We start from the raw sequence: 22615 nt of genomic DNA, 5'->3' as shown, positions 1-22615 counted from the left end.
CTTGCCGATCAGGCAGCCAGATATTCCCGCCCGATGAATTCCCGCATCTCGGCAACCTGTCCCGCCTTTTCGGGGAACAGCGCCTCGAGGAAATTTGTTGTGAACGTACCGGGCGCCGACCCTGCGGCGCTGACTATATGGGCATCGCGCACCGCATAGGGTACATCCTGATAGAGCGACGAGCCGGGATAATCACCGATATGCGACTGGAGCCAGCCTGCTCCATTACTCGTGTGCTTGCGTCCTTCAAACAGGCCCGCGCGCGCCAAAGCGAGCGTGCCGCCGCAGATGCCGCCAACAATGCCGCCACGTTGCAGTGTGGCATTCAGGAGCGGTGCAATGTCAGGAGCATCGTCACGCGGCCATGTTTCCGCGCCGATAACAGCGACCGCGTCGAGATCGCTGTTCTCCTCGGCACTCACACCCCGATCCGGAACCAGTTTCAGGCCGCCGATCGAGCGTATCGGGCCAGCCAAAGGCGACAATGCAACCGCACGTGCAGCAAACCAGTCGGTGGCAGCGCCCGAGAGCAGCCCGAACTCCCAATCGGCGAACTTGTCGATGAATACGAATCCTATCGTCTTCTTCTGCTCCATGCGCGTCGCTCCCATTCGCTCGATAGCTTAGTATTGTACCCTGAAACCACCTGTAATTCCTGCCTTTTTCGCCTGGCGCGGCTTCGGCCAGTCGATCCTGCGAGGAGCCGGATCGGCGCTGGCACTTGCCGCGCCAGCCTCCGTTCCTTTCAACGCACCCCGGCGCGCCAGCCGTTCTGCATAGGCATCCGGCCAGCCAATGTCCTTCAACACATGCTCGGGCAGTGAGTTGAGGTGCCGCTCCGTACGCAGTTCTTCGCGATACGCTGCGAAGTCCGTGAGCAGGCGCCTTACCGTATGAACAATGCCAAAATCAACGTAAGTCATAACCCTGTCTCCTTGTGACTACGGAGACACTATCGCACACCCCTCCTGACAACCTTCTGTCAGGAGGATGTCAAGAAGTCCGCTTTATTCTTCGGTCTGGATCAATCGCTGCCAACGCCAATTCCGCGCGCGTTCAGCACCACCTTGATTTCATCGAGAATTGCAGGATCATCGATCGTGGCTGGCATTTTCCAGGGCTCCCTGTCGGCAATCTTCTGCATTGTCCCGCGCAGGATCTTGCCAGAGCGGGTCTTTGGCAGGCGCTTTGCCGTTAGAGCCAGTTTGAACGCCGCCACGGGACCGATCCTCTCACGTATGAGAGCTATGCAATCCTGCTCGATATCGGCCTCGGCCCGCGTCACCCCGGACTTGAGCACGATGAATCCGCAAGGCACCTGGCCTTTCAGATGGTCGGCAATACCGATAACGGCGCACTCCGCGACGTCAGGGTGGCTCGCCAGTACCTCTTCCATCGACCCGGTCGACAGCCTGTGTCCGGCGACGTTGATGATGTCATCGGTCCGGCTCATGATGTAGACATAGCCGTCCTCGTCGATGATGCCTGCATCAGCGGTCTTGTAATATCCCGGAAACTCGGTGGTGTAGGCGTCGCGGAAGCGCTGATCGGCGTTCCAGAGCGTCGGCAGGCAGGAAGGCGGCAAGGGCAGCCTGACAACGATATTGCCGAGTTCACCCCGCTTGACGGGGTGACCGGCGTCGTCGAGAACCTGGACGTCGTAACCTGGCATCGGCACCGCCGGCGAACCATATTTGACCGGCAGCATGCCCAATCCGGCCGGATTGGCAGCCATGGGCCAGCCGCTCTCGGTCTGCCACCAGTGATCGATGACCGGAACGCCAAGCTTCTCTTCAGCCCATTTTATGGTGTCTGTGTCAGCACGTTCTCCGGCCAGGAAAAGGTATTTCAGCGATGCGAGATCGTACTTGCCGATGAACTCGCCTTTCGGATCCTCCTTCTTGATCGCCCGAAATGCCGTCGGTGCCGTGAAGAGCACCTTGACCCCGTGTTCGGAAATGACCCGCCAGAACGTACCTGCATCCGGTGTCCCGACCGGCTTCCCCTCGTAGAGAATGCTGGTCGCGCCGATGAACAGGGGGCCATAAGCGATGTATGAATGCCCCACTGCCCAACCGATATCGGATGCCGCCCAGAATACGTCGCCGGGGCGAGTGTCATAGATCGCACCCATTGACCAGGCGAGCGCCACCAGATGCCCGCCATTGTCGCGCACCACACCCTTTGGCTGGCCGGTCGTGCCCGAAGTGTAGAGGATGTAAAGCGGATCGGTTGCCTTGACCGTGGCGCAAGCGACCTTTCGGCCGGCAGTTGCAGCAACTGCCCCGGCATAGTCAATATCCCGACCCTCAACGAGCACGTGCGGTTGTTGCGGGCGCACAAGAATCAGGCAAGTCTCGACCTTGTGCTTGGCCTGTTCGATCGCCTGGTCGAGCATGGGTTTATAGGCAACCACACGCCCCGGCTCCAGACCGCAGGACGTGGCTATGATCATCACCGGCTTTGCGTCATCGATGCGCGTTGCTAGCTCGTGCGCTGCGAAGCCGCCAAAGACGACCGAATGGACCGCGCCAATTCGTGCGCAGGCCAGCATGGCAACAACTGCCTCCGGCACCATTGCCATATAGATGATGACGCGATCGCCCTTCCGCACGCCCTTGTCGACCAGCACTGCCGCCAGCGCGTTGATGTCGTCGAGAAGCTGCTTATATGTGATCTTGCGCTGCGTGCCGGTGACAGCACTGTCGTAAATGAGTGCAAGCTGGTCTGCCCTGCCATGCTCCACATGACGGTCGACGGCATTGTAGCAGGTGTTGCATTCGGCCCCGGCATACCATCGCCCGTAGGGTCCATCGTTCGGATCGAAAACCTTGTCCCACGGCTTGACCCAGTCGATGGCGATGGCGGCATGTGCCCAGAATGCTTCCGGGTCATCCTGCCATTCCTCATAGACCTCTGTATATCTTGATGTCATGAACGTCCTCCCGGGTTAGAACATCCCCAATACCGCACTCGGAGTCAAAGCCGGAATTGACAATACTTCCCAGAAAGAACAACTGTCGCTTCTCGGATCATCCAGTGCAGGCACCCCTACCTATGACCAAGATTTTGCCATTTGCACTGATCGTGATGATGATACTGCACGTCATCAAGCCTCTTGGCTGGCCGGGATTGAAGAAACGCGGAGATTTCTGGAAAATTGCCGCAGGCGCCATCCTTGCGATGTTCATCGTGGTATTGATCGGCCACGCCGGCTAGAGCCTTTCAGGCTTGGTTGAAGGCTCCTAGCTGTGCCCGTTCTCCGCCTCTGGAAGGTTGAGGACATAGGGTACGAGATGCTTGGCCCAGGCATCATAGCCCAACGCCGAGGCATGGAAGCCATCACCTGAAAAGCCTTCCGGACCTTCAACCGGCAGCCGCATTGCCGGCACTGCCATGCGCTCACGGCAAAGCCTTTCGCCCAGCTTGTTGATTGCGATTGCACGCCCTTCCAGAATGCGGCCGAGAAGCTTTGGCATTGCCGGTACGTCACGAAAATCGATGACCTGCGACCAAACGATGTGCGCCTCCGGCCACCGGGCTTTCAGGGCATAGAGCAGGCCGCCGAATTCCTTCTTGAAGCGACTGGTCGAGTGAAAATTCTTGGTATCGTTGGTGCCGGTCGTCAACACGATATGGGTCCACAAACCGCGCTCGAGATTGGGCACGACATGGTCGCGAAGCTGGCCCGATGTCGCGGAATTGAATCCTGCCGCACGCCAGATGACCTTGCGGCCCGTGCGCCCTTGCAGGTGTACCGCCAGCCGTACGCACAGACCCTGCCAGGCATCCGACACACCGACACCCGCTGACGAGGAATCGCCAAGGACAAGGAGCCTGATTGCCGGGTCCTTGCCGGCGATTTCACCAACGGGAAGACCTGCCGGCGGCAACATGCGCTCAGTCCTCAGGCGTACGCCTATCCCCTGCCAGGCATAGACCGGATAGAATAGCCAGCTGACCAGCGGATGAAACGGCGAAGGCTTCATTGACCCGAAAACGCTCCCACAAAAAACCCGGACTGATTCCAGCCCGGGTTCCATGAGATACGTTTTTGGATAAGAAACGCTTAAGCCGCTTTTTCCAGGTCTTTTTTCCAACCGCCAGTTGCAGCAAGACCGTTCATCTTCGCGCGGTGCGTGAAGGCGCGCTGGCCCGCAGCGACGTTTTCGGACTTGCCGTTCCAGGCGCTGATGGCAGCCGCCTGCAGCGCACGGCCATAGGAGAAAGTCAGCTTCCAGGGCGTTGTGAAGTTGGCGTTCATCGCGGAGAGATGCGCCGTTGCTTCCTCGTCCGACTGGCCGCCCGAAAGGAAGGCAATACCAGGAACCGCTACCGGTACCGTGGCTTTCAATACACGTACAGTCTGTTCCGCCACCTGCTCGACGGAAGCCTTGCGCGCATTCTTGCCGTCGATGACCATGTTCGGCTTCAGGATCATGCCTTCAAGCACGACCCGGGCGTCATAGAGTTCATCGAAGACCGTCTTCAACACCCATTGCGTAACGTCGTAGCAACGCTCGATCGAGTGGGTTGCAGGCTTGCCATCCATGAGCACTTCCGGCTCGACGATCGGCACGATCCCGGCTTCCTGGCACAGGGCCGCGTAGCGGGCCAGCGCCTGGGCATTCTGCTTTACCGCGCCCCATGTGGGAATGCCGTCGGCAATACCGATCACACCGCGCCATTTGGCAAAGCGGGCACCAAGCTCGTAATATTCCTGCAGTCGTTCACGCAGGCCGTCCAGGCCCTCGGTGATGGTCTCACCCGGATAGCCGGCAAGCGGCTTTGCTCCCGCATCCACCTTGATGCCCGGGATGCAGCCGGCAGCCTTCATGATGTCGACAAAGGGCGTTCCGTCCTTGGCGCTTTGACGAATCGTTTCGTCGTAAAGAATGACGCCGGAAATGTTGTTCTTCATCGCCTCGTCGGAGCGGAACAGCATTTCGCGATAGTCGCGCCGGCTGTCGGCCGTCGATTCCAGTCCAATCGTATCGAAACGCTTCTTGATCGTTGCAGTGCTCTCATCGGCAGCAAGGAGGCCCTTACCGTTGGCAACCATTGCAATCGCGATGTCTTCCAGGCGTTCGCTCATAGATTATTTCACTCCGTTTAGCATGCTCCGGGCAATATCAGAAGCCTATGCCAAACGGAATGGCGAACCAAGACATTGAAACGATTGAAATTTTTTCAACCGATTTAACAGGATAACATTTTCTGTTCTTCGTTAATCGCGCCGCCTGATAATCGCTGCGAGGGCTCCTTCGGAGAGCCCGTTTATAGCTTGACATGGCAATGGTGCGGGGTTTCGAAAACCGGAGCACATGGACTTATTCGTCCATGAGCACCGGAAGTGCAGAAACCTGCATCAGACGCCTGTCAGGATAAATTAAACGAGCTCACCTTTTGAGTATATCCACACCGGGGAGCGGCTTGCCTTCCATCCATTCTAGGAATGCACCGCCCGCTGTCGACACGTAGCTGAAATCGTCAGCAACGCCCGCATGATTGAGAGCTGCTACCGTATCGCCACCTCCGGCAACCGAGACCAGGCGGCCAGCCTTCGAACGCGCAGCCACGTGGCGGGCGGCCGCAACCGTCGCCTGATCGAAGGGCGGCAGTTCGAATGCGCCCAGCGGTCCGTTCCACACCAGTGTCCTAGCATCGTCGATCGCCGCCTTGATGCGTTCTATCGACTGCGGACCGACATCAAGGATCATGCCATCGTCGGGGATTGCGTCGAGACCATAGGCGCGGTGTGGCGCATTGGCCTCGAAATGCCAGGCGACGATGGCGTCGACGGGCAGGATGATCGTGCAGTTGGCCGCATTTGCCTTCGCCATGATTTCACGCGCCGTCGCAGCCAGATCATGCTCGCAGAGTGACTTGCCCACCTTGACGCCTTGGGCGGCCAGGAACGTGTTGGCCATGCCGCCACCGATCACCAGCGCATCGACTTTCTGGACGAGGTTGCCGAGCAGGTCGAGCTTCGAAGATACTTTGGCACCGCCAACAATGGCAACGACGGGACGCTCGGGGTTGCCGAGACCCTTTTCGAGAGCGTCGAGTTCCGCCTGCATGGTCCGCCCGGCATGGGCCGGCAGCACGCGCGCAAGTCCTTCGGTAGAGGCGTGGGCGCGATGGGCCGCGGAGAACGCGTCATTGACGTAAAGGTCGCCATTGGCCGCCAAGGCCGCAACATAGGTCGGATCGTTCTTTTCCTCGCCTTTGTAAAACCGGGTGTTTTCCAGAAGGAGGATCTCGCCATTGTTCAGTTTCGCAACGGCTTCGGCAGCTTTGTCACCAATGCTGTCTTCGGCAAAATGCACGTTCCGATCGATTACCTTTGCAACGGCATGGGCGATCGGCTTCAGGGAAAATTCGGGCGCGGGTCCATCTTTGGGACGGCCGAAATGCGCCAGGAGGATAACCTTTGCACCCTTGTTGGAAAGTTCGAGGATGGTGGGTGCAACGCGTTCGATGCGGGTTGCGTCGGTAACGGCGCCATCGGCAACGGGGACATTCAGGTCCACGCGCACCAGAACACGTTTTCCCGCAACATCGACATCATCAAGCGTCTTGAAAGCTGGCATCGTCATCACCCTCATTTGAAATGGTACACATCGGCAAGCATGCCTGATGGACCGGACAATTCTATCACAAACAAAAATGGCGGGTGTATCGACCCGCCATTTCGAACTGGTTCAGGCAGGCGCCACTCAGATTACCTTGCCGAAAGCGACAGCGGTGTCACCCATGCGGTTCGAGAAGCCCCATTCATTGTCGTACCAGGACAGAACGCGCACGAATGTACCTTCCAGGACCTTCGTCTGGCTGATGTGGAACACAGACGAATGCGGATCGTGGTTGAAGTCGATCGATACATTGGGCTCATCCGTATAGCCGAGAATGCCTTTCAGCTTGCCGTTCGCCGCTGATTTGATGGCGTCATTGATTTCGGCAGGAGTGGTCGACTTCTTGGCAACAAACTTGAAATCCACAACCGAGACATTGGGGGTTGGAACGCGAATTGAAGTTCCGTCCAGCTTGCCATTCAGTTCCGGCAGAACAAGGCCGACGGCCTTGGCGGCGCCCGTAGAGGTCGGGATCATGGACAGCGCCGCGGCGCGTCCCCGGTAAAGATCCTTGTGCATCGTGTCGAGCGTCGGCTGATCGCCGGTATAGCTGTGGATGGTGGTCATGAAACCATGGTCGATACCGACCGCCTCGTTCAAGACATAGGCAACCGGCGCAAGGCAGTTCGTGGTGCAGGAAGCATTGGAAATAACCATATGCTCCTTGGTCAGCTTGTGATCGTTGACGCCAAAGACGACAGTCAGATCAGCGCCTTCGGAAGGCGCCGAGACGATGACGCGCTTCGCGCCTGCCTCAAGGTGAGCCGCCGCCTTGTCGCGGGCCGTGAATATACCGGTGCACTCGAGCGCGATATCGATGTTCAGTTCTTTCCACGGCAATTCGACCGGATTGCGTACAGCGGTGACCTTGATCGGGCCACGGCCAACATCGATCGTGTCGCCGGAAACAGTTACTGTTCCCGGGAAGCGGCCGTGAACACTGTCATACCGCATCAGGTGCGCATTGGTCTCGACCGGACCGAGGTCGTTGATTGCGACCACCTCAATGTCGGTGCGGCCGGATTCCACGATGGCGCGAAGAACATTGCGGCCGATACGGCCAAATCCGTTGATTGCAACGCGAACTGTCATTTCTGTCTCTCCCTTGGGGATCTTGGAGCCCTTGGTTGGATTATGCTGGAACTTTGAAGATTATTTCAACTTGCCTTCTGCCGCTGCGACAATTGCTTCCGCCGTGATGCCGAAATGCTTGTATAGCGCCTCGATCGGGCCGCTGGCGCCAAAACCGGTCATGCCGATAAAGATGCCGTCCAGACCGATAAACCGGTCCCAGCCGAGCCTGATCGCGGCTTCAACTGCAACCTTGACTGGCGCATCGCCGATCAGTGCACGCTTGTATTCTTCACTCTGCTGTTCGAACAATTCGAAGCAGGGGACCGAAACAACGCGTGCCGGATGGCCGTTGGCCTCAAGCTGTGCCCGCGCATTAAGCGCGATCTCGACTTCCGAGCCGGTCGCAAAGATCGTGACTTGCGCCTTGCCATTCGCCGCTGCGAGCTCATAGGCACCGTAGGCGCATTTGTTCTCATCCACATGCTCGGTACGCACGGTCGGCAGATTCTGTCGAGTGAGCGCGATCGTCGACGGTGTCTTGCGCGACTTCAGTGCCAGTTCCCAGCACTCGGCTGTCTCAACAACATCTGCGGGACGGAACACGTAATTGTTCGGAATCGCCCGCAGGGCCGCGAGATGCTCGACCGGTTGATGCGTCGGGCCGTCCTCACCGAGACCGATGGAGTCATGCGTCATGACGTAGACAACGCGGATGCCCATCAGGCTCGAAAGGCGCATTGCACCGCGCGCATAATCGGAGAAGGTCAGGAATGTGCCAGAATAGGGGATCAGACCGCCGTGAAGCGCAATCCCGTTCATCGCCGCCGCCATGCCATGCTCGCGAATGCCATAATGGACATAGCGCTGACCATAATCCTCAGGCGTGATGTTCTGGGTCTGGCTGGTCTTGGTATTGTTGGAACCGGTCAGGTCGGCGGAACCGCCGATCGTTTCGGCAAGAACGCCGTTGATGACCTCCAGTGCCATCTCGGAGGCCTTGCGCGTGGCAACTTTCGGCTTCTCCTCGGAAAGCTTTTTCTTGTAGGCAACGATTGCCGCTTCGAAATTGCCGGGCAGATCACCGCGAATACGGCGCTCGAACTCCGAACGGGTGTTGGAATCCTTGGCTTCCAGACGCTGCTGCCAAGCAGTACGGTCATTGACGGAACGCAGCCCCGCACTGCGCCAGGTATCAAGAATATCCGACGGAACGACGAAGGGCTCCGATGTCCAGCCGAGTGCCTTGCGAGCCCCGGCAAGTTCCTCTGCCCCAAGCGGTGACCCATGGACCTTGTTGGTGCCGGCCTTGGTAGGCGCGCCAAATCCGATCGTCGTCTTGCAGGCGATCATGGTCGGCTTGTCGGATTTGTGCGCGTCCTCGATTGCCGCGGCAATGGCATCCTGATCGTGGCCGTCGATTTCCAGCGTATGCCAGCCGGACGCCTCGAAGCGGGCGCGCTGATCGGTACTGTCGGAAAGCGAAACCGGACCGTCGATGGAAATGTTGTTGTGGTCCCAGAACACGATGAGCTTGTTCAGCTTCAGGTGACCCGCAAGTGCGATCGCCTCTTGGCTGATGCCCTCCATCAGGCAGCCGTCGCCCGCAATGACATAGGTGTAATGATTGACCAGGTCATCGCCGAAATGCGCATTCATGATGCGTTCTGACAGTGCCATGCCCACGGAGTTGCCGAGGCCCTGCCCGAGAGGACCCGTTGTCGTTTCGATTCCGGAGGCATGGCCATATTCCGGGTGACCGGCTGTACGCGAGCCCAGCTGGCGGAAGTTCTTGATTTCTTCGATGGTCATGTCTTCGTAGCCGGTAAGATACAGCAGCGAATAGAGAAGCATCGAGCCATGACCGGCCGAGAGCACAAAGCGATCGCGATCCGGCCATTGCGGCGCCTTGGGATCGAATTTGAGGAAGCGGGTAAAGAGCACGGTCGCAATGTCGGCTGCGCCCATGGGAAGACCCGGATGGCCAGAATTGGCTTTCTCCACTGCATCCGCCGACAGGAAGCGGATCGCATTGGCCATTTGGTTGGATTTTTCAGAATTGGTCATGTTTACGGTCTTTCGTGGAGGAAAGGAAATGCCGTTTCTGGAAGCCGGTCAGACAAAATCCAAAAGGCACGCGACACATAGCAGGTGTCATCACGGAGTCAATAAACCTGGGGGTCAGACCCATTGTTAAGATCGATTAAAGCCACTGAACCTAGGCCGGATTGAACCCGTGAGAAAACCCCTTCTTTGGTCTGACACGAATTATTATCGGTGCATGACTCGATGACGGCGATGCGGATTGATTGACGCAACGTTGATGCAACCTCTAGACTTCCGGCCATAAGCTGTTCTTCTTTTTGCGATTCGCTTAAAAGAGTGACACACAGGGGAAACGTTGAAAATGGCATCGGAAGCCACCCTCAAACAGGTTCTGGAAAGATTGGGAAAAGCACTGGCCCTCCTTGAGGATGCGGTTGAAATGCGCCTGGAACATGAGGGCGATTTTGCCGAAGCCGAGGAAGAGGTCCAGCGCATGAATATGGACCGGCGCAAGCTGGCCCAGGAGCTCGATGCGTCGGAAGGACGGGCCGAACGTCTGGAAGCGGCGAACAAGGAGGTATCGCGCCGTCTCGTCGCCGCGATGGAATCCATCCGCACCGTGCTTGATCGATAGAAGCTGGAAAGAGACAAGACATGGCCACTGTAACCGTTACCATTGATGGCAAAGCCTACAGAATGGCCTGCGACGAAGGCCAGGAACAGCATCTGACCGGTCTCGCCGAGCGCTTCGACCGCTACGTTACCCATCTCAAGTCGTCTTTCGGCGAGATTGGCGACCTGCGCCTGACGGTCATGGCCGGTATCATGGTCATGGATGAACTCAACGAACTGCAGATGCGGCTCAAGGGCCTGGAAAACGAAGCAGATGCGTTGCGCAAGAGCCGTGACGAAGCCTTGGCGAAGGCAGACAAGAACGACGCCGCGATAACCGGCGTCCTTTCGGAGGTGACAACCCGCATTGAGTCGCTTGCGACCAAGCTCGCGCCAAAGACGAACTAGCACCATTTGGGGGTGGTGTTAGCCCTCGATTTCCTCGCGCAGCATTTCCAGCTCAAGCCATTCGTGCTCGAAAGTCTCGAGACTGTGTCGCTTCTTGCCAATATCCGCGACCGTCTTGTTGAACAGCGCGGCATTCTTCGTAAACAGCTCCGGATCTGCAAGCTTTGCCTCGAGCGCTGCGATCTCGGTGTGCAATTGTTCGATTTTGGCCGGAAGGGTTTCAAGCGCGAATTTCTGCTTGTAGGAAAGCTTGCGTTTCTCCTCGCGCTGTACGCTCGTTTTCCCGGTCACGGTGCCGGCCGCCGCCTGTGTCTTGCCTGACTTCAAATCCTTGCGCGTCGCCAGTGCTTCCTTGCGCTGCGCCAGCATGTCCGTATAGCCGCCGGCATATTCGAGCCAGCGTCCATTGCCTTCCGGCGCGATGACCGATGTCACTGTCCGGTCAAGGAAATCGCGATCATGGCTGACCAGCAACACTGTACCAGCAAAGCCCGCCACCAGTTCCTGCAGGAGATCGAGCGTTTCCATATCAAGGTCATTGGTCGGCTCGTCGAGGACAAGAAGATTGGCGGGCCGAGCCAGAACCCGGGCCAGCATCAAGCGCGCCCTTTCACCACCGGAGAGTTCGCGGATCGGCGTTCGTAATTGTTCGGGCTGGAAGAGGAAATCCTTCATATAGGAAGCGACATGACGCTGCTCCCCGTTGACGATGACGTTCTCGCCGCGCCCGTCCGTCAGGTAATCCGACAGCGTCTGCTCGGGGTTGAGGCTATCGCGCCTTTGGTCAAGGATGGCGATCTCGAGGTTTGTGCCAAGCTTGACAAGACCGCTGTCCGGTGCGAGCAGCCCGGTCAGCATCGACAAGAGCGTCGTTTTTCCCGCACCGTTCGGACCGACGAAACCGACGCAGTTTCCACGTTGGATCCGTGTGGAGAAATCGTCAACGAGCACCCGGCCGTCATAGGCCTTGACGAGGTGTTCGGCTTCGATCACCAGCTTGCCGGATTCCCTTGCATCGCTGGCCTTCAGCACCGCCTTGCCCTGAGCGCCGCGATGGTTGCGGAATTCGCTGCGCATTGACTGCAACTCGCCCAGCCGGCGCATATTGCGCTTGCGCCGCGCCGTTACACCATAGCGCAGCCAATGTTCCTCGCGCACGATCTGGCGTCCGAGCTTGTGAAGGTCGCGCTCTTCTTCTTCAAGAACCTTGTCGCGCCACTCCTCGAAGGCGCCAAACCCCTGATCCAGGCGCTTGGTGACTCCGCGGTCGAGCCATATCGTCGAACGGCTGACATTCTCGAGAAACCGCCGGTCATGCGAGATCACCACGATGGCGGAGCGGATCTGGCGCAGTTCACCTTCCAGCCACTCGATTGTCGTCAGATCGAGGTGGTTCGTCGGCTCGTCAAGCAGCAGGATGTCGGGTTGAGGTGCGAGAACCTTGGCCAGCGCCGCCCGGCGCGTCTCACCGCCGGAAAGAGTGTCGGGTTCTTCTTCGCCGGTCAGGCCGAGATGCTCGAGCAGATAGCTGACCCGGTAGCGATCGTCCGCCGGCCCGAGCCCCGCCTCGACGTACTCGCGCACATTGCGGAAACCATCCATGTCGGGTGCTTGCGCCAGGTAGCGTACTGTTACGCCGGGGTGCTTGAACACTTCCCCGTCAGTTGGCGTCACGAATCCGGCTGCAATTTTCAAAAGCGTGGATTTTCCCGATCCGTTACGACCGACGAGCGCAATGCGGTCGCCCTCGCTGACGGAAATGGCTGCATCGCTCAAGAGCGGCGTACCGCCAAATGTCAGGGCAATCTGGTCAAGGCGAAGAAGGGGTGGAGCCATGGAAATATAGAGTTCCGGAAACGAAGAGTAATAATCTGCGCCCGGTTACGCCACCGGACGTGGCCTTGTCGGCGAGAATATCGCCGCTGTCAAATGAAACAGGCCGGAAATTCCGGCCTGTTTCATTTCACCTGCTGAAAGCCGTTGTTAGTAGCCGCCACCGCCGCCGCTATAGCCAGGCCCATAAGCACCGCCGCCATTGCCTTCGCAAGGCGCGGTATAGATCGAGCCATCACGACGCTGGTAACGGCAAAGATTCTCGGTCTGTCCACGCGGTGTCGTCGCGGTGCCCACTGCAGCGCCAAGCAACGCGCCGCCGGCAGCACCGACAATCGTGCTCTTCGTATCGCGACCCAGCGCCTGCCCGGCAAGCGCACCGACGCCGCCGCCAATCAAAGCGCCCGTCCCGGCACGTTGATTCTGCTCACTTGTGGCGCAACCGGCGACAGATACTGCCAGAAGCGCTGAAACCGCTACGGCGGCAAGACGAAATCTCATATTGAATCCTCTCAATCATAGTAGTGCGGCGCGATCCTGCTTTCCTAATGCGGCAGAAGAAAGATTGCTTCCGTTTGCCTGATCACACAAAAAGAACAGGCCGGAATGTCCGGCCTGTTCTGCAATAAATTTGCAATTGGACTGGTTACCGGCAAGGAGCCCTGTAACGCTCGCCATAGCGATTTTGGTAGGTGCAGTAGCCGCTGGAGCGAGGAGGATTGGTTGCGGCGCCAACGAGGGCACCACCGGCACCACCGATCGCAGCACCCGCCAGAGCACCTCTGCCTCCGTCAATAGCACCACCGGCCAATGCACCCAAGGCAGCACCGCCGACGCCATAACCAGCAACGCGCTGATCATTCGTTGTACAACCGGCCACCGATAAAGCCAAAAGCCCCGCGACTGCTATTGTAGATAGACTTTTCAACATGGAAGACCTCTCCCGTTTCAGAACAAAACTCACCAGCTTGCGTCCCCAATGCTGTACCGCGAGAATTACATCATCCGCTTCGTTTTACAAGCGTCACGCAACTTGCGGTGCGGCAATGAGGATTGCTTCACCCGAATGGAGCGATACGTGGAGATTTCCACACACGGCATTCGATACAGTAAGCGATGAACCGAAAGAAAGTTCCATATTTTTCAACGGCCAGCGCGCACCTTCAATAAAAAGACCCGACAATTGCGAAAATGCAACGATGCTGAAAAGGGTCCCGTCGGCAAAATCGAAGCTGTAACTGCCGGCAACCAGGGGGTGGGCCTCTTCGGTGCCACTGGACAATATCAGCTTTCGCCCTTTTGCGGCATTGGCCGTCGCCATTGTCAGGTGCAGCAGCGTGTGGTCGGTGCGGTCGCCACCGAACGCTCCGCACAAAACAACCTCGGTCGCTCCGCGCTCATAGGCTTCGCTTAGCGCAAGCTCTCCATCGGTCATGTCCTTGGCGGCAGGAAAAACCGAGCGCGGCACGTCCGCGTACTTCTCGTCCAGTTCACGCGAGGTCGAGTCGAAATCACCGAGCCAAAGCTCGGGTTTGAGGCCCAGTGCGTCCGCATGGGCTATTCCGCCATCGGCCGCAAGAACCCGCGCCCCGGCGACTTGTTGCCGGAGGCGATCCGTGACGTGAACAGTTCCACCTAGAAGAATAACGAATTTGCTCATGACGCGGCCATAGCATGGGTGTGCTCAGCCGCAAAGCGGTGACGCCAGATTGCGTTATCCCAGCATTCCAAGAATCATCACGGCAATGGCGGCGGCCGCGACGCCGATGGCAAGAACAAGACTTGGATATGTTGCCGCAAACAGCCTCTGTTGCTTGCTGCGCAGCAGAAGGGGACCCTGCTCGGGTGTTTTCAGAGAAGCGTTTGTTTGCAGCCTGACCGTGGAATACTGAAAATTCCGACCACGAAACATTGTTGATCCTTTCGCATAAACCCAGGTTACGACTGAATGGTTGCGGTCGTCAGCAGTAGCGAGATTGAAATCAGTGTTCGAGTTGGCAGATGACGCCAAGGCATAAGAATATTATAATATTTATTCGTCGGATCATTATCCAAATCGGACATATCCACAGCACTTATTCATATCCTGCTCGTTCATATTGATGCGGTTGTTGCGCTGATTATGATCTGCAAGATGAAGAGCCACTTGAGCTGGCCTTGGCGCTGTGCGTGGTTCGCCCTTCGACGGGCTCAGGAAGCTCGCCATGAGGGATGTGGGGGGGGTTGCTGGCTCCCCGGAATCCTCCACCGGTGTCAGGATAACGGCTGGTCATCCCGCACGGCGCCTTTGCAAAAAAATCTCCTGAAACTTATCCACGCCCTCCGAACCTCGCTTATGCTCATTGCCGTCCTTCCCGTGGGAACTGCTTCCGGAGCCGTTCGAAGTGGGAGAAGGACCGGCGCCTCCGATGGCGGGTGACGCACCTGCTGTCCGGGGAAGTTGCGTCCAAGGGTTCCCCTGCCGGTACTACGACCGGCGCGTGCTGGACGAGCACTTTAAGGGGCGTTGGCAGTGATGGTTATCCGCACGGGATAACCGCATCCGCCGAAGCCCCCCAAGCGGAACGGGCACGATCAAAAGTCGCCGGACGGGCGGTCTTCGGATCGCACCATCACTACCCCAAAGACGCGCTTCGACGACCGCCCGTCTTCCCAACCATTCAATGGCCAGACGCAAAAGCGGGCGTGGCGAAGAGAAAGCTGTATATCGAGGGAAATGCTTGTGCAGCCAGGGCTTTGCCTCTAAATGTTTGCAATGCTCTAACGGGGTGCTGTTCGCGAGAACGAGCTGAGAGGCATTGGGAGAAATCCTGCCAACCCGCGGAACCTGATCCGGTTTGTACCGGCGGAGGGATTAGACGCGGCAGGATATCCGGCGCATCAAATCCTTTTGAGTTTTCAACGATAGGAGGCGCCGATGCGGCTGCTCAAGACTTTTATGAATTCTGCAATCCTGATGAGTGCTCTTGCACTCGTTTCAGCTGCCCCGGCAAAGGCCGACGGAAAGCTCACGATCTATACCTATGAGAGTTTCACGGCCGAATGGGGCCCTGGGCCGAAGGTAAAGCAGGCATTTGAATCGCAATGCAATTGCACCGTCGAATTTGTCGCCGTTGCCGACGGTGTTGCGCTGCTCAACCGCCTCAAGCTCGAGGGAGCATCCACCAAGGCGGATGTTGTCTTGGGACTTGATACGAACCTGACCCACGAAGCGAGCGAGACTGGCCTCTTTGCACCTCATGGCATCGATACCAGCGGCATCACCATTCCCGGCGGCTACTCGGACAATACTTTCGTCCCCTATGATTACGGCTATTTCGCCGTGATCTACGATTCCGAAACGGTGAAGAATCCGCCAGCAAGCCTGAAGGACCTTGTGGAAGCAGATCCCAAGCAGAAGATCGTCATTGAGGATCCGCGCACCTCGACGCCCGGTCTCGGCCTGTTGCTGTGGGTGAAATCAGTCTACGGCGACAAGGCCGGTGAGGCATGGGGCAAGCTGAAGGACCGCGTCCTGACCGTGACGCCCGGCTGGTCCGAGGCCTATGGCCTGTTCACCAAGGGTGAGGCACCGATGGTTCTGTCCTATACGACGTCGCCTGCCTATCATCTCGTCGCTGAAAAGACGGAGCGCTACAAGGCAGCCGCCTTTGCAGAGGGTCATTACTTGCAGGTCGAGGTCGCGGCGCAAACGACGAATGGCGCCACGAACCCGCTTTCCGCGCAGTTTCTGAGCTTCATGACCAAACCGGCCTTTCAGGACACAATCCCGGAAAGCAACTGGATGTTCCCGGCCGCCAAGACGAGTGCAGCGCTTGATCCGGCTTTCGACACGTTGGTCAAGCCCGCGAAAACTCTCATCTTCGCCCCTGAGGAAGTGGCGAAGAACCGCAAGGCATGGATCGACGAGTGGCTGTCGGCAATGAGCCTGTAACCCCGTGGCAGCCGTCCGTTCACTCAAACCTTTGGCGGGGGGAATTGCCCTCGCCTTGATGGCCGTGATCGCTGGCGGCGCATTGCTCAGCCTTGCCGTGGAGGCCTTGCACGGGAGCATGGATGGACTGGGTGCCTTCGATAGCTATCTGTGGCGTGTCGCACGTTTCACGCTCTTGCAGGCGCTTCTGTCCATGTTGCTATCCGTAGCCCTGGCCATCCCGCTTGCCCATGCGCTGCATGCGCATCCGGTCTTCGCCGGGCGTGCAATGATCCTTCGCTTCTTTGCCTTGCCGCTTGCTCTGCCGGCTCTGGTTGCCGTCCTCGGCATTACCAGCATCTATGGTCGAAACGGCTTGCTCGCCGCCATTTTCAGGGGTGCTGGCCTTGATGTCATTCCCAACATCTACGGCCTGACCGGCATCCTGCTCGCCCATGTCTTTTTCAACCTTCCTTTGGCCACGCGGCTTATCCTCTCGGGTCTCGATTCCATTCCGGAAGACTATTGGAAGCTGTCGTCGCAATTAGGCATGGGCGGTTGGTCACGGTTCCGGCTCCTGGAATGGCCGGTGATCCGGCGCAACCTTGCGGGTATCGCCAGCCTGATCTTCATGTTGTGCATAACATCCTTTACAATTGTCCTGACGCTCGGCGGCGGGCCACGAGCCACGACGCTCGAAGTTGCCATCTATCAGTCGCTGCATTTTGACTTCGATATTGCGCGGGCCGTTGCACTGACCCTGCTGCAACTGGGCCTGACCATCGCCGTACTGCTTTTTCTCAGCCGGGCGGGACGCCCTTCTGAAGAGGCCTTCAGCCTTCACACGGCAAGGCGGCGTTTTGACCACCCTTCCCGCCGTGAAAAGTTCTTCCATGCCATGGTGATAATAGCCGGCCTATTGTTTGTCATATTGCCAATGGCCGGGACCGTGATGTCAGGCCTTGCGGCCGACCTCTCTCGCCTGCTCGGTGAGCGCATTGTCTGGAAGGCCATCTTGACCAGCATGATCCTTGGTGCGGGTGCGGCTGCACTCTCATTGGGCATTTCTCTCGCATTGGTGACGGCAAGGGAATATTTGGCCACAAAACGCCGTCATGCTCCGCCGGGAATCTTCGAGCGTTTGCTCGATCTCGGCGCGAGCCTCATCATGGTCGTCCCCCCTATCGTGATTGGTGCCGGCTGGTTCATTCTTTCACGTCACTATGTCGACCCATTCAGCCTTGCGCCCATCATGGTTATCAGTGTCAATGCGGCAATGGCCGTGCCTTTTGCCTTCAGGATCCTGCGCCCGTCCTGGGATACGGCGGCAAGCCGGCACAATCGGCTTTGTGCGCAACTCGGTGTTGCCGGGTGGAGCCGGCTTCGGCTCATTGACTGGCCCGTGCTCAAGCGGCCGCTTGGGGTTGCCTTTGCCTTTGCCATGGCCCTGTCCTTGGGAGATCTGGGAACCATCGCCCTTTTCGGGAACAATACGATCCAGACCCTGCCATACCTGCTGCTGCAACGCATGGGGAGCTATCGGACGGACGATGCTGCAGGCCTGGCCCTGGTCCTCGGCTTGCTTTGCCTCGCGCTGATGATGGTGGCCGACAGAGGTGCGAGCAGATTGGAGAATGGGCGATGATCGCGCCTTCCACTGATTTGCGGCAAGGCGCCTCGATCCGGATGGATGCGGTGGATTTCGACTTTGACGACATGGCGATGCATTTCGATCTCTCGATCGAGGCTTCGACGACCGCCACCATCATTGGCCCGAGCGGCTCGGGTAAATCAACACTGCTTAATCTCATTGCAGGTTTTGAAACGGCAAAGGCTGGCAGAATCCTGATCGACGGTGTCGACGTCACCACAATGCCGCCAGCGCTGCGGCCAGTCTCCATGGTCTTTCAGGACAATAATCTCTTCGCCCATCTCGATGTTGCTTCCAATATCGGGCTTGGCCGCAGCCCCAATCTCAAATTGACCACGGCGGACCGGACCGCGATTGGCGAAGCCATCCGAAAGGTTGGTCTTGCCGGCAAGGAGAAACGGAAGCCGGACGCATTGTCCGGGGGCGAACGCCAGCGCGTGGCAATCGCCAGGGCCCTGGTGCGCAACCGGCCAGTGCTGCTGCTTGATGAGGCTTTTGCTTCGCTCGGTCCGGCTTTACGGCATGAGATGCTCGACCTGGTCGGTGATTTGCAGCGGGATACCAGCATGACCGTGGTTATGGTGACGCATCACCCGGACGATGCCCTGCGCCTTCCTTCACTGCTTTTCTTTCTCGAAAACGGACGAATAACAGCGTCGGGACCCGCGGAGGAATTGCTGTCTGACAGTGGACCTGTGCTGTTGCGGAAATACCTCGGTGCAAAAGACTCTGCGTTTTGACATATTTTCGACGACTTGCCACATTCAAGAAAACAATGAATTTCTTGCTCAAGGCTGTTTGCCGGGCTAGCAAGAACAGAGTCATACGACTCTGCTGGCACGCGGCAACAACGAGGACATGATTCTGGCTTCGCAAAATTCCCCCACAAGCAACGGATGGTTTCATCCAGCCGCTCGCGCGAGGAATCTTGCGTCGGCGACAATGCTGCTCGCGTTTTTGTCCGGTTGCCAGGTGCTCAACGTCAGCAAGGAAGACGCTCTGGGGCCTTCGTCAAACCCGGTGACTGTCGATAATGTCAGCAAGAATGACCGGCTGGCGAAACTGAGTGCCGAACAGCACCCGCGCATTCTCGCTACCTACGGCGGAGAATACAAGGATGCAAAGCTTGAGCGCATGGTCGCGAAGGTCGTAGGCAACCTCACCACTGTCTCCGACAATCCAACGCATACCTACCGCATCACCATTCTCAACTCGCCCAATATCAATGCCTTTGCGCTGCCAGGCGGATATCTCTATGTGACGCGCGGCCTGCTTGCCCTTGCCAATGACAGTGCCGAACTTGCAGCGGTCATCGCTCACGAAATGGGTCACGTCATCGCCAACCACGGTATCGAGCGCCAGCAGCGGGAACAGGAAGCCCAGATTGCGGGACGCGTCGTCTCCGAAGTCCTGCAGGATGATAGCGCGGGCCGTGAGGCACTGATCCGCGGCAAGCTGCGCATGGCGCAATTCTCACGCAACCAGGAACTGCAGGCTGATGCGATCGGCATCAAGATGATAGGCGAAGCGGGCTATGACCCCTTCGCTGCTGCGCGTTTTCTGCAATCGATGGCATCCTACGCCGATTTCCGCAGCGTTTCAGGGGCAACCGATGCGAGCCTCGACTTCCTCGCAAGTCACCCTTCGGCGCCGCAACGTATCGAACTTGCGCGCGGGCATGCCCGCCGTGTTGGAGCGCCAGGCGTAGGCACGACCGACCGCGATTCCTTCCTGCAGGGTATCGACGGAATATTGTACGGCGATACCCCCGAGGAAGGCTATGTACGTGGCCGAACCTTTGTTCACCCGCTGCTAGGCGTGAGCTTCACCGTTCCCGACGGTTTTGTCATCGACAACAGTGCCGACGCGGTAATGGCCACTGGTCCCGGCGAAGTCGCGATCCGCTTTGACGGGACGCAGGTTTCCGGAAACCCGTCCATGACCGATTACATGCGCAGCGGCTGGGTGACGGGTCTCGACAATGCGAGCGTGACGGCTACGACCTTCAACGGCATGCCGGCTGCAACCGCAAAGGCCAGAGCAGACCGCTGGGAATTCGATATCTTTGTGGTCAACGCCGGAAGCAGGATTTACCGTTTCCTCACAGCTGCCCCAACGGGCAGCACCGCCCTGACGCCGGCCTCGCAAATGGCGATCCAGAGCTTTCGGCTGCTGACCGCACAAGAGAAGGCCAGTATCAAGCCGCTGCGCATACGCGTCGTGACCGTCAAGCCTGGCGACACGCTGACCAGCCTGTCTAACCAGATCATGGGAACGGAACGGAAACTGGACCTCTTCCGCCTGATCAACGCCCTGCCACCTGGCGGTACTGTTTCGGTCGGCGACAAGGTGAAAGTGATCAGCGAATAAAAAAGCCCGGCAAAATGCCGGGCTTTTTTTTTACAGGTGAGCCAGTTCTTATGCGGCTTCTTCGCGCTCGTCTTCAATGATTACATCGGCATCGGCATCAGCGTCGGCATCAGCCTTGGCACCACGCTTGGGCCCTTTCGCGAGGTTGACTTCAATCAGACGCACGGCTTCGGTTTCAGACATCTTGTTGACGGCAGAAATCTCGCGCGCCATGCGATCGAGTGCTGCTTCGTACAACTGACGTTCCGAATAGGACTGTTCCGGCTGGTTATCAGCACGGAAAAGGTCGCGAACTACTTCTGATATCGAGATAAGATCGCCTGAGTTGATCTTTGCATCATACTCCTGGGCACGGCGCGACCACATGGTGCGCTTGATTCGGGCGCGGCCCTGAACCACCTTCAATGCACGATCAACGTAATCTGTCTCGGAGAGTTTACGCATTCCAATAGCAGTTGCCTTTGCTACTGGGACCTTCAAGCGCATCTTGTCCTTCTGAAAATCAATAACGAACAGCTCCAGCTTGTGACCTGCAACTTCCTGTTCTTCAATATTGACGATTTGGCCTACGCCATGTGCCGGATATACGATAAACTCACCCGTCTTGAAACCAATACGCTGGGCGGTTTTTTTCTGCTGAACTACTGTCATGCGCTTAATTACTCCTTGCTGCGCCCGGCAAAACGCACCGGCTAAACCAATCACTGGAAACCGGGTCCCGGTTTGTCGGCCGCCAATATTTTCACGCAAAAGCAATCCGGACGACGCAGTGGGCTGGAAAAACAAACAACCATACCCTGAACTGAAAGGTCCGGAACAAATCTAGCCGATTGGTGATTTATGCTTTAGCGCCACGAAATTGACGTCCAATGATCAACATATGGGCGGAGCCTACCACGAAAAGTGATTAGAATCAACTTTTTGCTGCACTTGCTCAAAAATAGTCGAATTACAAGACTTGCATATTACGGCAAATCAGTCCTCGCAATGTTGAATCCCAAGAACAATTCAGTCGCCCTCGCCGGGCTCCGGTGAAAAGAACTTCTCAAACTTTCCTTCGACACCGTCCATCTCCTTGGCGTCGGCAGGCGCATCCCGCTTCGCGGATATGTTGGGCCACTTATCGGCATATTCCGCGTTGATCTGCAGCCAGCTATCCAGACCCGGCTCGGTATCCGGCTTGATGGCTTCAGCCGGGCACTCAGGTTCACAAACACCACAGTCGATGCATTCATCCGGGTGGATGACGAGCATGTTTTCACCTTCGTAAAAACAGTCGACGGGACAGACCTCAACGCAATCCATATATTTGCAGCGGATGCAATTGTCGGTCACAACATAGGTCATTTGCTGGCTCCTGAAGACCCCATAATCAGCGTCTCAGCGGATCAGGTAACGATTTGACGCCGGGCTGACAAGAGGGAAGAATAAAGCTGCGGCACCAGAACGCGGCCCACCAACTGTCCGGACGGCAAAATTTGCCTCTTCACCCGGTTTCCGGCCATTACCCAAGTACTCACGGCGCCATTCATCGCACTGCGATGCTCAAGCAACAAGCAACGGGCATCCACAGACAGCGTATCTAGTAGAATATTATTCTATCCTTCTGATTGAATCCTGGAGATTATTTCGGCGAAAGCAAGCAGATAGAGGAAGAAGCAAAGTTCGAAAATTATTCGGGGTCCTCGTCATTTCCCAGCATCAGCCTGTCGACCTGACGCCGGTCGCGTTTGGTTGGGCGGCCGCTCCCGGCATCACGCATGGGCAATCCGTCCAAACGACTCATTCCATCTTTCGCCGGCAAGGGCGGAGACAAATCCTCGTAGAGCGTTCTTGCTTCGTCGGCCGGGCCCCGGCGAGTGCCGCCGGAGAGAATCTTGTAAACCAGGATGCGCCGGTCGAGCGTAATCGTCAGCACATCACCTGCCCTTACCCCATGTGACGGCTGGTCGATCTTGTCCTTGTTAACTCGAACGCTTCCGCCTGAAACGAGCTTGGCGGCCAGGGAACGGGATTTGACCACGCGCGCGAAGAACAGCCATTTGTCGATGCGCTGCTTGCCTTCTGCGGTCATCC

At 57.7% G+C, this 22615-nt stretch carries 22 protein-coding genes and 1 riboswitch; of the genes, 7 read left to right on the top strand and 15 right to left on the bottom strand.

The features are described from left to right. Positions 1-8 precede the first annotated feature (8 nt). From K9U38_RS07135 to K9U38_RS07125, 3 genes are all read right to left on the bottom strand, one after another. Positions 9-596 carry a DJ-1/PfpI family protein gene (locus K9U38_RS07135; protein ID WP_224493649.1) on the bottom strand — a complete coding sequence of 196 codons (588 nt, stop codon included), beginning with the start codon at positions 594-596 and terminating at the stop codon, positions 9-11. Positions 597-623: 27 nt separating this feature from the next. Continuing rightward, complete coding sequence (locus K9U38_RS07130; protein WP_224493831.1) at positions 624-923, bottom strand: DUF1127 domain-containing protein; 300 nt, start codon at positions 921-923, stop codon at positions 624-626. Between the two features lie 101 nt (positions 924-1024). Then, positions 1025-2935, bottom strand: a complete 1911-nt coding sequence (locus K9U38_RS07125; protein ID WP_224493648.1) for a propionyl-CoA synthetase — start codon at positions 2933-2935, stop codon at positions 1025-1027. Between the two features lie 122 nt (positions 2936-3057). Between K9U38_RS07125 and K9U38_RS07120 the strand changes: the two genes are divergently transcribed. After that, on the top strand, positions 3058-3219 hold the full coding sequence (locus K9U38_RS07120; RefSeq protein ID WP_224493647.1) for a hypothetical protein: 162 nt from the start codon (positions 3058-3060) through the stop codon (positions 3217-3219). A 26-nt stretch (positions 3220-3245) separates the two neighbouring features. Here the strand turns inward: K9U38_RS07120 and K9U38_RS07115 are convergent, their stop codons facing one another. From K9U38_RS07115 to tkt, 5 genes are all read right to left on the bottom strand, one after another. Next, positions 3246-3989, bottom strand: coding sequence for an SGNH/GDSL hydrolase family protein (locus tag K9U38_RS07115; RefSeq protein ID WP_224493646.1), 744 nt, complete (start codon positions 3987-3989; stop codon positions 3246-3248). Positions 3990-4069: 80 nt separating this feature from the next. Continuing rightward, the gene (locus K9U38_RS07110; RefSeq protein ID WP_224493645.1) at positions 4070-5095 is read right to left on the bottom strand and encodes a class I fructose-bisphosphate aldolase; all 1026 of its coding nucleotides are present in this window, start codon (positions 5093-5095) and stop codon (positions 4070-4072) included. A gap of 304 nt (positions 5096-5399) precedes the next feature. Continuing rightward, a complete protein-coding gene (locus tag K9U38_RS07105; protein WP_224493644.1) occupies positions 5400-6593 on the bottom strand; it encodes a phosphoglycerate kinase in 1194 nt (397 codons plus the stop codon). 126 nt (positions 6594-6719) lie between these two features. Further along, positions 6720-7727: a type I glyceraldehyde-3-phosphate dehydrogenase gene (gap, locus tag K9U38_RS07100; protein WP_224493643.1), complete on the bottom strand. Its 1008-nt coding sequence runs from the start codon at positions 7725-7727 to the stop codon at positions 6720-6722. 60 nt (positions 7728-7787) lie between these two features. Further along, positions 7788-9773, bottom strand: a complete 1986-nt coding sequence (tkt, locus tag K9U38_RS07095; RefSeq protein ID WP_224493642.1) for a transketolase — start codon at positions 9771-9773, stop codon at positions 7788-7790. A gap of 340 nt (positions 9774-10113) precedes the next feature. On the opposite strand from tkt, the gene K9U38_RS07090 reads away from it, so the two are divergent. Continuing rightward, positions 10114-10386 carry a DUF4164 domain-containing protein gene (locus K9U38_RS07090; RefSeq protein ID WP_106710817.1) on the top strand — a complete coding sequence of 91 codons (273 nt, stop codon included), beginning with the start codon at positions 10114-10116 and terminating at the stop codon, positions 10384-10386. Between the two features lie 20 nt (positions 10387-10406). Continuing rightward, positions 10407-10772, top strand: coding sequence for a cell division protein ZapA (locus tag K9U38_RS07085; RefSeq protein ID WP_224493641.1), 366 nt, complete (start codon positions 10407-10409; stop codon positions 10770-10772). Between the two features lie 18 nt (positions 10773-10790). Here K9U38_RS07085 and K9U38_RS07080 read toward each other — a convergent pair whose 3' ends face one another. The 4 genes from K9U38_RS07080 to K9U38_RS07065 form a co-directional block, all read right to left on the bottom strand. Beyond that, a complete protein-coding gene (locus K9U38_RS07080) occupies positions 10791-12608 on the bottom strand; it encodes an ABC-F family ATP-binding cassette domain-containing protein (protein WP_224493640.1) in 1818 nt (605 codons plus the stop codon). A 147-nt stretch (positions 12609-12755) separates the two neighbouring features. Then, on the bottom strand, positions 12756-13106 hold the full coding sequence (locus K9U38_RS07075) for a YMGG-like glycine zipper-containing protein (RefSeq protein ID WP_224493639.1): 351 nt from the start codon (positions 13104-13106) through the stop codon (positions 12756-12758). 145 nt (positions 13107-13251) lie between these two features. Beyond that, the gene (locus K9U38_RS07070) at positions 13252-13536 is read right to left on the bottom strand and encodes a YMGG-like glycine zipper-containing protein (RefSeq protein WP_224493638.1); all 285 of its coding nucleotides are present in this window, start codon (positions 13534-13536) and stop codon (positions 13252-13254) included. 93 nt (positions 13537-13629) lie between these two features. Then, entirely contained in the window at positions 13630-14265 is a 636-nt protein-coding gene (locus tag K9U38_RS07065; protein WP_224493637.1) for a thiamine diphosphokinase, read from the bottom strand. A gap of 1094 nt (positions 14266-15359) precedes the next feature. Continuing rightward, positions 15360-15476, top strand: a riboswitch (TPP riboswitch). Positions 15477-15543: 67 nt separating this feature from the next. Here K9U38_RS07065 and thiB point away from each other — a divergent pair. The 4 genes from thiB (at position 15544) to K9U38_RS07045 (ending at position 20539) form a co-directional block, all read left to right on the top strand. Continuing rightward, positions 15544-16539, top strand: coding sequence for a thiamine ABC transporter substrate binding subunit (gene thiB / locus K9U38_RS07060; RefSeq protein ID WP_370631859.1), 996 nt, complete (start codon positions 15544-15546; stop codon positions 16537-16539). A 58-nt stretch (positions 16540-16597) separates the two neighbouring features. Beyond that, the gene (gene thiP, locus K9U38_RS07055) at positions 16598-18163 is read left to right on the top strand and encodes a thiamine/thiamine pyrophosphate ABC transporter permease (RefSeq protein ID WP_255607046.1); all 1566 of its coding nucleotides are present in this window, start codon (positions 16598-16600) and stop codon (positions 18161-18163) included. A gap of 17 nt (positions 18164-18180) precedes the next feature. Beyond that, on the top strand, positions 18181-18909 hold the full coding sequence (locus K9U38_RS07050) for a thiamine ABC transporter ATP-binding protein (RefSeq protein ID WP_224493822.1): 729 nt from the start codon (positions 18181-18183) through the stop codon (positions 18907-18909). Positions 18910-19111: 202 nt separating this feature from the next. Beyond that, positions 19112-20539, top strand: a complete 1428-nt coding sequence (locus K9U38_RS07045) for a M48 family metalloprotease (RefSeq protein ID WP_224493634.1) — start codon at positions 19112-19114, stop codon at positions 20537-20539. Positions 20540-20587: 48 nt separating this feature from the next. On the opposite strand, the gene K9U38_RS07040 is transcribed toward K9U38_RS07045, so the two are convergent. From K9U38_RS07040 to K9U38_RS07030, 3 genes are all read right to left on the bottom strand, one after another. Next, positions 20588-21190: a CarD family transcriptional regulator gene (locus K9U38_RS07040; protein ID WP_224493633.1), complete on the bottom strand. Its 603-nt coding sequence runs from the start codon at positions 21188-21190 to the stop codon at positions 20588-20590. A 357-nt stretch (positions 21191-21547) separates the two neighbouring features. Next, entirely contained in the window at positions 21548-21886 is a 339-nt protein-coding gene (fdxA, locus tag K9U38_RS07035) for a ferredoxin FdxA (RefSeq protein ID WP_224493632.1), read from the bottom strand. 325 nt (positions 21887-22211) lie between these two features. Next, on the bottom strand, positions 22212-22613 hold the full coding sequence (locus tag K9U38_RS07030) for an RNA-binding S4 domain-containing protein (RefSeq protein WP_224493631.1): 402 nt from the start codon (positions 22611-22613) through the stop codon (positions 22212-22214). Positions 22614-22615 lie beyond the last annotated feature (2 nt).

Origin of the sequence: Phyllobacterium lublinensis, assembly GCF_020164435.1 — a bacterium.
Lineage (GTDB): Bacteria > Pseudomonadota > Alphaproteobacteria > Rhizobiales > Rhizobiaceae > Phyllobacterium > Phyllobacterium lublinensis.
This window is presented reverse-complemented; position numbering and strand designations above follow the sequence as displayed.